Annotated in this window: 11 protein-coding genes; 9 read left to right on the forward strand and 2 right to left on the reverse strand. The window is 43.5% G+C overall.

Annotated elements, in window-relative coordinates:
- The first annotated feature begins 7 nt into the window (after window positions 1-7).
- Window positions 8-1,783: a FecR domain-containing protein gene (locus ACMXYO_RS04650; protein ID WP_415887348.1), complete on the forward strand. Its 1,776-nt coding sequence runs from the start codon at window positions 8-10 to the stop codon at window positions 1,781-1,783.
- Between the two features lie 3 nt (window positions 1,784-1,786).
- Here ACMXYO_RS04650 and ACMXYO_RS04655 read toward each other — a convergent pair whose 3' ends face one another.
- Window positions 1,787-2,545 carry an MBL fold metallo-hydrolase gene (locus ACMXYO_RS04655; protein ID WP_415887349.1) on the reverse strand — a complete coding sequence of 253 codons (759 nt, stop codon included), beginning with the start codon at window positions 2,543-2,545 and terminating at the stop codon, window positions 1,787-1,789.
- 63 nt (window positions 2,546-2,608) lie between these two features.
- Here ACMXYO_RS04655 and ACMXYO_RS04660 point away from each other — a divergent pair, with 63 nt between their 5' ends.
- Both ACMXYO_RS04660 and ACMXYO_RS04665 read left to right on the forward strand, forming a co-directional pair.
- Window positions 2,609-4,867: a GspE/PulE family protein gene (locus tag ACMXYO_RS04660; protein WP_415887351.1), complete on the forward strand. Its 2,259-nt coding sequence runs from the start codon at window positions 2,609-2,611 to the stop codon at window positions 4,865-4,867.
- Between the two features lie 3 nt (window positions 4,868-4,870).
- Window positions 4,871-7,063, forward strand: coding sequence for a CHASE2 domain-containing protein (locus tag ACMXYO_RS04665; protein ID WP_415887352.1), 2,193 nt, complete (start codon window positions 4,871-4,873; stop codon window positions 7,061-7,063).
- 4 nt (window positions 7,064-7,067) lie between these two features.
- Here ACMXYO_RS04665 and ACMXYO_RS04670 read toward each other — a convergent pair whose 3' ends face one another.
- Complete coding sequence (locus ACMXYO_RS04670) at window positions 7,068-8,660, reverse strand: HD domain-containing phosphohydrolase (protein ID WP_415887353.1); 1,593 nt, start codon at window positions 8,658-8,660, stop codon at window positions 7,068-7,070.
- A gap of 300 nt (window positions 8,661-8,960) precedes the next feature.
- Here ACMXYO_RS04670 and ACMXYO_RS04675 point away from each other — a divergent pair, with 300 nt between their 5' ends.
- The 6 genes from ACMXYO_RS04675 to ACMXYO_RS04700 all read left to right on the forward strand — a co-directional run bounded on the left by ACMXYO_RS04675 (window position 8,961) and on the right by ACMXYO_RS04700 (window position 13,982).
- The gene (locus ACMXYO_RS04675; RefSeq protein WP_415887355.1) at window positions 8,961-9,749 is read left to right on the forward strand and encodes a putative hydro-lyase; all 789 of its coding nucleotides are present in this window, start codon (window positions 8,961-8,963) and stop codon (window positions 9,747-9,749) included.
- A 39-nt stretch (window positions 9,750-9,788) separates the two neighbouring features.
- The gene (locus ACMXYO_RS04680) at window positions 9,789-10,523 is read left to right on the forward strand and encodes a 5-oxoprolinase subunit PxpA (protein ID WP_415887356.1); all 735 of its coding nucleotides are present in this window, start codon (window positions 9,789-9,791) and stop codon (window positions 10,521-10,523) included.
- A complete protein-coding gene (gene pxpB / locus ACMXYO_RS04685; RefSeq protein ID WP_415887357.1) occupies window positions 10,520-11,197 on the forward strand; it encodes a 5-oxoprolinase subunit PxpB in 678 nt (225 codons plus the stop codon). The genes ACMXYO_RS04680 and pxpB overlap by 4 nt, the downstream gene beginning before the upstream one ends.
- The gene (locus ACMXYO_RS04690; protein WP_415887358.1) at window positions 11,194-12,138 is read left to right on the forward strand and encodes a biotin-dependent carboxyltransferase family protein; all 945 of its coding nucleotides are present in this window, start codon (window positions 11,194-11,196) and stop codon (window positions 12,136-12,138) included. The genes pxpB and ACMXYO_RS04690 overlap by 4 nt, the downstream gene beginning before the upstream one ends.
- A 33-nt stretch (window positions 12,139-12,171) precedes the next feature.
- Window positions 12,172-13,017, forward strand: a complete 846-nt coding sequence (locus ACMXYO_RS04695; RefSeq protein WP_415887360.1) for a DUF4392 domain-containing protein — start codon at window positions 12,172-12,174, stop codon at window positions 13,015-13,017.
- A gap of 101 nt (window positions 13,018-13,118) precedes the next feature.
- Window positions 13,119-13,982 (forward strand): aminotransferase class IV, encoded by an 864-nt coding sequence (locus ACMXYO_RS04700; protein WP_415887361.1) that lies wholly within the window; start codon window positions 13,119-13,121, stop codon window positions 13,980-13,982.
- Window positions 13,983-14,007 lie beyond the last annotated feature (25 nt).

A 14,007-nucleotide genomic window follows, 5' to 3' on the forward strand; every position in this document is an offset into this window, starting at 1 on the left:
ATCATCTATGAAACTTTTTCTATTTACCTCTTTAATGCTTGTAGTCAGCAGTTTCTCGCAAGCTGCTGAGAGTGTAGGCAAAGTCATACTTAGTTTTGGTCAAAATGTGGCGGTATCGACAGCGGGTGATGAGCGTGCTCTAAAACGTCAAGCAGATGTGTTTGCTAATGATTTGTTGAAAACCAGTGCTAAAGGGCGTTTACAGATACGCTTTACTGATGGATCTCGGTTGTCATTAAAGCCAAATACTGAATTTAAGATTGATGATTACCGTTTTGATGAGGAAAATCCTGAAGATGGTAAAGCTATCTACAAACTCTTAAAAGGTGGCATGCGGACCATCTCAGGAAAGATTGGTAAAGTAGATAAAGAAGATTACAAACTGGATGCAGTGGTTGCCACCATCGGTATTCGAGGCACTGATTTCAGTGTTTATAAGGCGGGTGAGCGTGTTACCGGTTCGGTAAGCCAAGGTAAAATTAATGTTGCGGCTAAGCAAGGTGGAAGTCGGGATATTGCATCAGGTCGCTCTTTTAGCCTAGTGGGCTCGCGTGGCTCTATTAATGTATTTAAAACCCCAGCTTCAACAGGGGCTTCTGAAGAAAATACCGAGCCATCAGATTCGGAAGAGTCCTCAGAAGAAGAAACTGAACAGCAAGACGAATCATCTTCTAGTACATCTGAAGAAGGGACTACTGGAGATGAGTCTTCAGAAGAGCCCGTTTCTGAAACTACTGAGCAAACTTCGGTAAGTGAAGAGGGTGGAGATTCCTCATCAACATTAGATCTAAATGCTACTAGCACGACGAGTGATAGCACGGGCAGTACTGTGCCTGCTTCTGACCCTCAAACTGAAACGAATAATAATCAAGAGGTTATTCTTACCTCGCCAAACCCTACAGGCAACGGTGAAGCTGCGCCTATGGGGAGTTTAGTCGCTGTAGCTTTTACAGAAAATGACCCTGATAGAGGCTTAAATAGTAGTGCTGGGCGACTGATTGTTGATGGTCAATCCGCTATTACAATCGATAAAAGCATAGGTACCGGAGATGTAGTAACGGGTATCGTCTATCTGGACTCTAGCACGTCTACAGATAATAACTGTAACCCTTGCGGCTTTACAGCTCCTACAAGTGGCACGGGCCTATTTGACAATCAAACAAAGGAAATAGGTGGTACAAATGTTACTTGGGGTCGTTGGGATACCGACTACACCGTTGTTGAAAATGATTCGGAAGTGGAAACGATCGGCAGCTTTCACTTTATGTATGTTGATAGTTTGACACCAGCTTCTACTGTGTTGGCAAAAACGGGTGACTATGTTTACCTACTTAGCTCTACAAAAGGTAAATATACACCTCCACAGATTGAAACGGGAGTCTCAGACGGAACTCTCAATCATTTCGTCGGCACAGGCGGTACAGATGGTCATTTGTATAGCGGTACCTATTTTCGTGTCGATTTTGATAGTGAGCAGTTACTTGAGGTAGGTATAGAAGCACAGGTTGGTGACCGGACCTATGCCCTTAGGGAAGATTCAAGTGCGGAAATGAGTTTGACGAATGTTTTAAATGGTAATGACATTAAGTTAACGGGTACTTGTAAAAATGGTACGTGCACTAGAACTGGTACTGATCTGTATGGCCGTATGACTATTGATTTTGTAGGCGCTGGAGCAGAAGGTGCAGTTACTAGCTATGGGGCTTCTGGTGAAACAGATAGTGGAACTGTAGTCTCAATTTCAGGAACTATTTTACTAGAAGGTGCATCCGAAGGAATGTAGCACTTATAAGTTAATAATATCGCCGTGGTGTAAACGATCGATTTGCCATTCTGGCAAGAATCGGCGGCACTGTTGCATGATAGTATCTTCGAACCCTGGTTTTAAGTGGGTAATCATTATGCGTGTTGGATGGGTTAGCCTTTGAAGCTGGCTTGCAAGGTGGCTAGGGGTTAGGTGTCCGCTTAGTCGAGCCAGTTCATCAACTTCATCGGTAAAAGATACATCGATGATAAGTAGGTCTGGCTTTTGTTTGTTTAGAATGGGCCAAAGTGCGTCATTGATACCTGTATCACCACTAAAGGCAAATGAGGCTTGTCCATCTGAAACTAAATAGCCAACAGTTGGTGAAGGATGTTCAGCAGGGATCACCTCAATGGTTTTTCCCTGAAGAGATAGCTGATCACCAACGTTAACGGTATGTAGCTTGATGATCGGTTTATCTTCTGGCAAACAAGTGTAATCAGGCCAAATGGTCCAGTTGAAGATGTGGATCTTCAGAGCCTCTACAACCTCAGGAAGTGCATAGATATTGATAGGTGTTTTATGCTGATCAAAAATAGTAGCCAACATTAACGGTAGGCCAATGATATGGTCTAAATGAGCATGGGTAATAACAACATCTTTAATAGCGAGCATTTGATCCATCTTTAATAGTTCGACACCAGTACCGGCGTCGATTAATAGGGAATCGTCTACTAAAAAAGTTGTTGTTTTTAAACCATGGCCGATACCGCCACTGCAACCAAGAATCTCGAGCTTCACTTCCCACCTCTGGTGCGGCTATCTTTAAATCAAAAAACTATAATAACATTATGGTAGTAGAGCATGACAAAAGCGATTGAGAAGGATACACAGCAGTTTTATTCTCGTTTAACAAAAGTGCTGAGCAAAATTCATCAGGCAAAGAGTTTTGAAGAAGCTTATCCTCTGGTCGAAAAGACATTGCTTGCTTTGTTTAACGCTCAGCGCATCACCGTATACCAACGAAATCGCTCGAGCAAGGATATTGTTTCTAGATTTAAGACTGGCGAAGATGTAACTGAAATTCGTGTGCCTATTACAGCATCATCTATCGCAGGTTTTGTTGCCCTAAGTAAAAAAGCAATAACAATCAAAGATGTGCGAGATTCAGCTGAGCTAGAAAAAATACACCCCTCCTTGCGCTTCAATGCGTCTTTTGAAAAAGATATAGAGTTCACCAGTCGTTCCATGTTGGTTCTGCCTATCCTGTATCAAGATGTACTATTAGGCGTAATTCAAATCATAAATCGGCAAGATGGGAAGTTTTTTTCTGCTATTGATCTAAAAAGAGGGCGGGAATTTGCTGAGCTATTAGGGCAAAAATTTCGTTATGATTTTGGTTGTACAGAAGCACCGTTTGAATATCTTTTAGAGCAAAATCTAATTGAGCAAAAAGTTTTTGAGCAATTAGAAAAGAAAGCTGATGCGCGAACTCCACTGACTCGCTTGTTAAGAGATAATACCAGATTGACTAGCCAGCAGATTGGGCAGTCATTAGAGTGCTTTTATCAAGTCCCTTTTGTTGCTTATAACCCAGAAAAATACTTTCTCCACCCCTTATGTGAAAAGGTAAATAAGGCGTATCTCCGTAATAGTAATCTTGTTTTATTGTATGAACAGAATAGTGAGACGGTTTTAATCTTAATTGATGATCCTAATGATACTAAGCGCCTGATTGAAATCAAAAATGTAGTTGGTCAACGAGATACTCATATATGTGTTGGCTTACTGGATGATATTCATCAGTATTTGGGGGTTGTGGTTTCGGGAGGCCAGCAGGATAGTGCAAATCTTAGTGCTCTCCTAGACGAGCTAGATGATAGTCCTGAAATGGATTTGGATGAGACCATAGCAGAAAGCGAAGAGGTTTCAGAGGAAGACTCGACCGTTGTTCGTTTAGTAAATCGTGTTTTATTAGATGCTAAGAGGCTCAGAGCATCCGATATTCATATTGAGCCTGGTAAAGCTAAAACACCGACTAACGTGCGTATGCGGATAGATGGTGTTTGCCAAGATATTATTCAGATCCCAGCGACGCATGCTAAGGCTACAGTATCGCGTATCAAAATTATGTCGCGTTTAGATATAGCCGAAAAACGCCTACCTCAAGATGGTAAGTTTGCGGTGCGTTTACAAGGACTCCCTCTTGAGGTTCGTGTCGCAACAATACCTACCGTGAATGGTGAAGGTGTTGTTATGCGTTTGTTACAAAGTGGAGAGCCAGTAGCTTTTGACCAACTTAATTTTGTTAAGCCAATTCAAGACGGAGTTAAGGAGTTACTGGACAACCCTCACGGCATCTTATTAGTTGTGGGGCCAACTGGTTCAGGTAAAACAACGACCCTGCACGCGCTACTTGCTACCTTGAATACGCCCGAGAAGAAAATTTGGACTGCTGAAGATCCTGTGGAAATTACGCAGCCTGGTTTGCAACAAGTTCAGATACAACCAAAAACCGGCTTTACCTTTGCTGCGGCATTGCGTGCGTTTTTGCGTGCTGATCCAGATATTATTCTAATTGGTGAGATGCGAGATCAGGAAACGGCTCATGCGGCTGTAGAGGCATCCCTGACTGGTCATCTAGTATTATCAACACTGCATACAAACTCTGCTCCTGAAACCATTACGCGTTTGCTGGATTTAGGCATAGATCCAGTTAGCTTTTCGGACGCTCTGTTAGGTGTGTTGGCGCAGCGTTTGGTAAGAACACTATGCCCAAGTTGCCGCAAGGCTTACAAAGCCTCAAATGATGAGATTGCTTTCTTGCTACGTCGTTATGGTGAGCAAGCGGGTGAACTTATTATGGGAGATAAGGTTAAGCTTTATAAAGCGGTAGGTTGTGAAGAATGTAACCATACCGGTTATCGCGGGCGTACAGGTATTCACGAGCTATTAATTTCGACGCCTGAGATGAAAGAAAAAATCTATCAAGGGGCAACAATAGGTGAAATACGAGAACAAGCGATCTCTGATGGTATGCGTAGCTTGTTGCAGGATGGAATTCAGAAAGTGCTCAAGGGTGATATCGACTTCGATCAATTGCGTAGAGTGACGGCAGAGTAAACGATGAAACAACGTTGGATACGCACTGTTTTAGGCTTGATACTCACTTTAGTGATGTTAATACCTGTGATTCAGGGGGATCGTCTTGAGCTGTTAGAACGTTTTGAATATGACCTTTATGACCTGCGCTTAAGACAGTTTTTATCCGAAGAAAAAGATCCGCGCATTGTAATAGTCGATGTGGACGAGAAAAGCTTGGCAGCGGAGGGGCGCTGGCCTTGGAACCGAGCCAAACTGGCATTGATGTTGGATCAGCTTTTCGACCAATACGGGGTCGCTATTGTTGGCTTTGATATGGTTTTCTCAGAGGCTGATCAAAGTGTCGATCTATCTGCACTTAAACAACTGGCATCAGAATCGGAAGGGAAAACACTAGATCAGCTTATAGAAAAATTAAATTCTGACGAAATTTTTTCGAAAGCGATAGCCGATCGCCCTGTAGTATTAGGATATCTATTTGACCGAAGTTTAAAAAAACTACAGATAGGCCATCCCGGTAGTCCGGTGATTAGTGATGATGAGCGTTTAGATCGGTTACCTATTCCGGAAGCGAGTGGAATAATCTCCAGTCTGAATCAACTCCATAGTGTCAGTGTTTGGAACGGCTTCTTTGATAATCCCATGGTAGATTCCGATGGTGTTTATCGCCGTGTACCCGTGATTCAGCGCTATGAAGAGAATTATTATCCCTCACTGGCCCTTTCTATGCTTTTGGCCTTGTTTGGAGAAGAATCTGTGACGTCGGTTATTGAATCGGATGTCACTGGCAAGCAAGATGCATTAGTAGCTGTGGATGCAGCAGGGGTGCGTATTCCAGTCGATCAACATGGTGCGGTACTCGTGCCTTATCGAGGCCCTCAAGGCAGTTTCCCATATATCTCTGCAACCGATGTCATTCGTGGAACGGCCGATGCAGAACAGTTGGAAGGCGCGATCATCCTTATCGGCACCAGCGCTGCTGGCTTGTTGGATCTGCGAGTAACGCCGATGAGTAACCGATACTCGGGTGTCGAAGTACACGCAAATATTCTGTCGGGCATGTTAGATGAACGCATTCAGCATCAGCCTGATTACACCTTAGGGGTTGAGTTGATTCAGTTGATTGTGAGTGGTTTATTGCTGTCGTTAATCATTCCACGTGTTTCGGTTTTAACCTCGACCTTATTCACATTGGTGTGGGTTGCTCTGTTGGTGGGAGCAAATTTATATGCATGGCAACAGATGTTCTGGGTTATCCCATTGGGTTACACCTTAATTCTGGTATCAGTGCTTTATCTTTTTCAGCAAACCACGGGTTACTTTTTCGAAGCGCGTAATATCGCTCAATTGGCAACTCAATTCGGTCAATATATACCGCCAGAAGTAGTGGAGGAATTAAGCGAACAAGATCAAAGCGTACAGTTGAGTGGTGAAAACCGCGAGATGAGTGTGTTCTTCTCAGATGTTCGTGGTTTTACAAGTTTGTCTGAGCAGCTTAATCCACAACAGTTGACCCGTTTGATGAATATTTACCTTACTGGTATGACTCAAATTATCCATGAACAACGTGGGACTGTGGATAAATATATCGGTGATGCGGTGATGGCCTTTTGGGGGGCGCCACTGAAAGATGAGAATCATGCCCGTAATGCATTGAATTCGGCGATGAAGATGCTGGATGCTCTACCTGAATTGAATAAGCAGCTTGAACAAGAAGGCTTGCCGATCGTCGAGGTGGGTATGGGTATTAATAGTGGTCCAATGAATGTGGGCAACATGGGATCAAGCTTCCGTATGGCTTATACCGTGATGGGGGATGCGGTAAACCTTGCCTCAAGGCTGGAAGGGCTGACTAAATATTATGGAACACCACTTTTAGTTAGCGGAGAATTAGTATCTCTGGTGCCGGAGTATATTTACCGGAAGTTAGATCGTGTACAGGTGAAAGGTCGTAGTGAACCTGTAGATATCTATGAACCTATCTGTTTGCGCGAAGCGTGCACTTCTCAACAGCAATCTAGTATCGAACTCTTTTCTTCAGCGATAGCGGCCTATGTTCAAAAAGAGTGGGCTTTGGCAGAAGAACGATTTGGGCAATTCCTTTTAGATCACCCCGATGACAAAATGACGCGTATCTATCTTCACCGTATTGCCGAATTCAAAGCTGTTCCGCCAACCTCTGACTGGCGTGGCGTTTATAGCCACACCAGCAAATAGGTGTTTAATTTAAGCCGGGTAGTGATGCCGGATCAAACTCATCGATTTGGCGCGGGGTCATATGTGATTGTGCATATTCCAGATAAGTACCGCTTTCGACGAACAGCTTGAATAGATCTGCATCCAGATGATTATCTTCCACCATCCGCCCCAAGATAGTCATCGCTTGCGATAGCAACATGCCTTTCTTGTACGGGCGATCTGGTGAAGTTAGTGCCTCAAAAATATCAGCGATACACATAATCCGCGCACGTGTTGATAAATCCTCTGCTGTGATCCCTCTAGGATAACCGCTGCCATCCATATGCTCATGGTGGTTGCAGGCAATCTCTGGCACTTCGGAAAGTTGTTTGGGGTATTTTAGCGATTCCAGCATGTCGATCGATACTTTAATGTGATCGCGCATCACTTGTCGTTCGTCATCGGTCAATGTGCCTTTACTGATACATAAGTTATCCACTTCATCCTTGGAGAGCAGATGACGTGCGTTGCCTTCACTATCAATCCAGCTAATCTCACTGATACTGACCACACGTGCTTTGTCTTCAGGGGCCATAAATTCAGAGCCAGTATTAGATTTTCGAATAAAATCGAAATCGATATCTAGCTGCTGCATTTGTGCAGTAAGCTTTTGATCAGCAGATGCATATTCTTCATTTGATAGTTGCATCTGTTGTTGCAGTAACTCAATTTGCAGATGTTGTTTGTATTCTCGAAAACGGGATTCAACTAGATCTATCCGATCAAACATCGTGTGTAGTTTTGTTGCTTTATCAATGATGTACTCAGGCGTGGTAATCTTGCCGCAATCGTGAAGCCATGCTGCGATCCGCAACTCGTACATCTCTAGGTCAGTAAAACTAAGATCAGCAAATGTCCCATCAGTCGCGTTGTTAACTGCTGAAGCAATTAACATGGCTATTTCTGGTACTTGTTCACAATGCTTACCTGTCACAGGCGATTTGTGGTCGATTGCACGGCCAATTAGTTTAATGAATGATTCGAATAACATTCGTTGAGCATCAATTAAGCGGCGTTTCGTTAATACTGCTGCTGCAAGCGAGGCTAAAGATTCAACCAAATGCTGTTGGGTATCTGGGAAGGCAATAATGTTGCCCTCATTATCCATAGCATTAAGTAACTGCAATACACCGATTATTTCCCCTTCATGGTCTTGTAAAGGCACACATAAAAAGGATTTTGAACGGTAATTTAGTTGTTTATCGAACTTACGAGTACCTGAAAAATCATAGTCGTCGCAGTCATATACATCGGGGATGTTGATGGTTTCCCTTTGAACGAAGGTTTGAACCACAACCAGTTTGGAGGCTTGTTGTTGAGCATTGTGGATCTCTACCGCAGGGAGGTCGCGAGGCTTTTGATGAATGCCTAAAGAACGGTTATGAAGAACAGAAAATTTTAGTTCGTTTTCATTCTCTTCATTGAGTGTATATAGCGTTCCCCCATCCGCATTGGTTAGGTACATACACCCCAAAATAATACGATCTAACAGTTTTGAGTGATCTTTCTCAGATGTTAAAGCGCCTGTTAGATCGGCTAATTGTTTAACGACTTCCTGAGTGTCTAGGTAACTCATAGAGGTTCCAATATAAAATCCAAAATGCATCTAAATGGTTTTAGAATGCGACATAGTGTTAAAAGATTGGTTATCTATTTGATCATCTTAGCACTAAATAGAAGTAAGACCTTTCATTAAGAACAGTAAATTACTTTTAAATCAGTCTAATAGTGACTTTATTTCTATATCGGGTACATACTTAGATAAATGGTTCAAACGTACCATCTTGTTATGACGCTATGACTAAACTTGGTACGTAGCTAGCTTGAGTCGTATAGAGCTTTTTCAAAGGTTTCTTAGTAGCAAGTAGGATCAATTATGTATTCAAATAAATCACCATTGCAGATACGCCAGATGATTCGTCGAGGAAAATTTCAAGATAACACCTCCGGAGTTGCGGCGGGGTTTGTACAAGGTAATTTGGTTATTTTGCCTAAAGATTATGCCGGTGATTTTTTACAGTTTTGTCAGTTAAACCCTAAGCCTTGCCCCTTGATTGGTATGTCTGAAAGACCGGGCGAATTTATGCTGCCGAGTCTAGGGGAAGATCTAAATATTTGTACCGATATTCCGAAGTATCGAGTCTATCGGGATGGTGAGTTAGTCGAAGAACTGCCAGATGTATCTGCATTGTGGCGAGATGATCTGGTTACCTTTGTTCTCGGTTGCTCTTTCTCATTCGAAGAAGCGCTTTTGGCGGATGGCTTAGAGATCCGGAATATAACTGAAGGGGTTAACGTCCCAATGTATCGAACCAATATCCCCTGTAAGTCCGCAGGTTGTTTTAGTGGCGATACGGTTGTCAGTATGCGGCCAATGAAAGCGGCAGATGCGATTCGAGCTATTCAGATCTGTAGCCGTTTCCCATCTGTCCATGGCGCGCCTTTGCATTTGGGTGATCCTACAGAGATTGGTATTAGAGATATTTACAAACCTGATTTTGGCGATGCGGTCACAATTAAAGAGGGCGAACTGCCCGTTTTTTGGGCATGTGGTGTAACGCCTCAAGTGGCAATAGAGCAGGCTAAGCCCTCGTTCTGTATTTCTCATAGCCCAGGCCATATGATCGTGACAGACCTACCCAATAGCCGCCTTGCCATCTTCTGATCAAGGCGTGATTGAAGGTTTTGATTTAAGGAATACTTAATGAGTTTAAAGCTAAATTGTGATCTGGGTGAAAGCTTCGGTTCATGGAAAATGGGATTGGATGAAGCGGTGATGCCCCATATTGATCAGGCAAACATCGCTTGTGGTTTTCATGCAGGCGATCCGTTGGTCATGCAGAAAACATTGGCGCTCGCCAAACAAAACGGCGTCATGATTGGTGCGCACCCGGGATATCCTGATCTTGTTGGCTTTGGTCGACGTAGTCTAAAAGTGAGCTCTGATGAACTGACATCGATGCTGCTTTATCAGATCTCAGCATTAGATGGGATGGCAGCCAGTGTAGGACTAGAGCTTACTTATGTTAAACCTCATGGTGCGATGTATAACGATATGATGGCGGATACTTCAGTTCGACAAGATGTTATGTGTGCAATAGCGGCTTACCACAAACCATTAAGGTTGATGTTACAAAGCACTCCACAAGCGGAACAACATCAAGAGGAAGCAAAAAAGATAGGCATCGAACTGTGGTTTGAGATATTTGCTGATCGTTGTTATGCCGATGATGGCAAGCTTTTGTCACGTTCACTGCCAGGAGCAGTGCATAGCAAAGAGAAAATGTTGGCTCAAGTACGTCAGCTCAAAGATAGTAGCACCGTCACAACGGTAAATGGCCATCAACTTCAACTACAGGCCGATACGCTGTGTGTACATGGGGATAATATGGAGGGTGTTAATGCAATCCAAGAGATCCGAGAGTTAATCCAGTCATGAGAATAGAAGTCGCAGGGGAGAATGCGCTGATCATCTATTTTGGTGATAAGGCCAGTCCAGAAACCTCTGCCAAAGTACAGCACGCTGTTTCTGTGTTAGAGATAGAATTAGCCGATAAGCTAATCGATCTCGTTCCTTCTTATGCGTCTTTGTTAGTGATCTACGATCTGTTTAGCTGTGATCATCTGGAAATAAAAAAACACCTCCGTGACTTACTTACTCAGCTCGATCAAGCTGAACAAAAGAAGGGAAATCTAGTTTCCTTGCCTGTTTATTACAGTCCGGAATCGGGTCCTGATCTAGAGATGTTGGCTCAAAATGCGAATTTGGAAGTGGATGAAGTTATTAAGATTCATAGCCAACAAGAGTACAGAGTTTATGCTATAGGTTTTGCCCCTGGGTTTGCTTACTTAGGTGAGGTCGATCCTAGAATAGCAGCACCTCGTTTATCTACACCTAGACAAAAAGTGCCTAAAGGCGCCGTAGCTATTGCTGATCGGCAGACTGCCGTGTATCCAGCTGAATCTCCAGGTGGCTGGAATTTGATAGGTTTGTGTCCAACTGAAATGTTTACGCCGGATAAAAAACCAAATATGCCGGTTAAGGTTGGGGATAGAGTGACGTTTAAGCCAATTACCCGAGACGAATATCTCGCGTTAGGCGGACAGTTATGAGCGAAATGGGTTTTAAAGTATTACAGCCAGGCCTGTTAACACTTATTCAAGATGCAGGCCGTTTTGGTCATCATCGGATTGGTTTAACGACCGGTGGACCTCTAGATGCGCAGGCCTTTAAATGGGCTAATCGTTTATTAGGCAATGACCTAAATAGTTCGCTACTAGAAGTTAGTGTTGGCGGATTGGTGTTGGAATCCCATGTCGATACCTACATGGTTGTAACTGGAGCAGATATCCCGTTTAAGGTTAATGGATTGGAAAGAGAGTGTTGGCATGCTCAAAAAATCCAACAGGGGGATCGGATCGAGTTAGGGTTCGCAACCAAAGGTGCGAGAGCGTATTTAGCCGTGAGTGGTGGGTTTCAGATACAACCTAGCTTCTCCAGCAGCGCGACAGTTATGAGAGAAGGTATCGGCGGTATAGATGGCGGTAAGCTTCAACAAGGTGATTTTCTATACTGTACAGAAGTAAACGAGGCTAGAGCCTATCGCCTAGCTGAGCATCATCGACCGCAATACGATGAACATGCCAGCTTGCGGGTTATCTGCGGTTATCAACAGCATCTTTTTAGCGAACATGATAAGCGCATATTTTTTAGTAGTGAGTATGCAGTTACTGATCGTGCTGACCGAATGGGTTATCGATTATCAGGTCCTGAAGTTAAAGCGTCGGTAGATGGGATTTTATCGGAAGGAATCTGCCATGGTGCCATACAGATCCCGGCAGACGGACAACCAATCGTTTTACTAAATGATCGACAAACCATTGGGGGCTATCCAAAGATTGGCTCTATGCTCTCATTAGATACTGCAAAAATGGCGCAAATGATGCCGGGTGCCAAAGTCTCGTTTGAGCAGATAACGATTGATGATGCGCACAACATTCAATCATTAACGCAGAAAAAATTTGAACGAACCGAGCCAGATAAAGTGAATTAGCGATCCACAAGTATCAGTTGTATAGGTGCCGTCATGCCACATGAAACCACGATAAGTAAGCAGATCGAAGATCTATTGGTTGCTAGAAATTTGCGTGGCATGCAAACGATCCAACCCGTGTTGGAATCAGGCTATTACCTGCGTGCAGCTCGGATACTTAATCGATGCAGAGGACATGTATTGATTGGAACTGGTTTCCCCGTTGTGGATACTTTCGAAACCGATGGACCGGTAGGGGCGATCGCGCTATACAAAGTCTTAGAAGCGATTGGTGCGACTCCGGTTATTGTCTGTGGTCCACCGGTATCTCAGGCACTTATGCCTGATTATAGAGTTCATGAAATTCGTGTGGGAGAGCATAAAGAGCGGACTCTGGAAGCGTTCCAAGCGCTGTATCAATACAACCCCGAAGCTGTCATCTCTATTGAACGCCCAGGTCAGGCTGAAGATGGCCGCTATTACAATATGCGCGGTGAAAACATTAGCGCTCGTACAGCATGCTTTGACACCTTTATCCTGAATGCTAAATGCCCAACCATAGGTATTGGTGATGGTGGCAATGAAATAGGTATGGGTAATGTAAAAGACGCTCTTAAAGCTCTTGATATCAAAGCGTCGGTTACCGAAGTGGATGAGCTACTTATTACAGATGTATCTAATTGGGGAGCCTACGGCATAATTGCTTTTCTAAGCTTTTGGAACCATCGAGATTTCTTTGCCGATATACAGCCCCTTGAGATACTTCGCTATCTTTCCAAATTAGGCAGCGTCGACGGTGTGACAAGAGAAAATGAGTTAACAGAAGATGGTTTGCCAGCATCCGAAGGACAAAGCGTGATTAATGAGTTAAGGAAGATTGTTGGTTTGGGGTCAGAGTAAAATCTCCTTAATTGGTTTTTTTAACAAGTAATTGTCTATTAAGCATGAAGTTTTGGGTGTCGGTTTATTTTACTCTGACCCCATCTAGGAGGGATATCTCTATGAGCATTGCATACCTTAATGGTGATTTCCTACCATTGTCAGAAGCACGTATCTCGCCCTTAGACCGCGGTTTCCTCTTCGGTGATGGTATCTACGAAGTGATACCTTACTATCAGGGACAATCGGTTGGTTTAGGTTTGCATATCCAACGTATGTTAAATGGCTTAGCAGAGATAGAAATTCACTGCTCCCTCACTGCTGAACAATGGCGTAATTTACTGAATGATCTGATCGAGAAAAACAGTGATCAAGCTGAAAACTTAGGGGTCTACGTACATGTTTCTCGAGGCACGGACGATAAGCGCTACCATGCATATCCTGAAGGTGTAGAGCCGACCATATTTGCATACACTTTCGCGATCAAAGACCCAGAACCTGTCGATCGAGAAAAAGTAACTCGATACAGTTTGGTTAGTACAGAAGATTTAAGGTGGCAACGCTGCCATATTAAATCGACGGCCCTGCTAGGAAACGTAATCCACTTTCAACAAGGCTACTCTGCAGGTAGCGATGAAACGCTACTGTATAACGCAGATCATCAGCTTACCGAAGGCAGTGCGTGTAACGTTTTCATCGTAAAAGATGGTGTTGTACTGACACCTAAGTTAGATAATCAGATCCTGCCGGGGATTACTCGCCGGATTATTGTTGATAGCTTAAAAGCAGATGGAACAATTCCCGTTGAGGAGCGAACTATTACGATGGATGAGGTGCGTTCTGCGGATGAATTATGGATCACTAGCTCTTCTAAAGAGATTGCTCCGGTAACACAACTTGATGGACAGCCTATAGGCAATGGTAAAGTAGGTGAAATCTGGGAAAAGGCATTCGCCATTTATACCGCAGCAAAATTTTCATATTGATACGTAATCAATTTTTCAAAGGTTA

It is taken from the genome of Neptuniibacter sp. QD37_6 (assembly GCF_047778085.1).
Classification (GTDB): Bacteria; Pseudomonadota; Gammaproteobacteria; order Pseudomonadales; family Balneatricaceae; genus Neptuniibacter.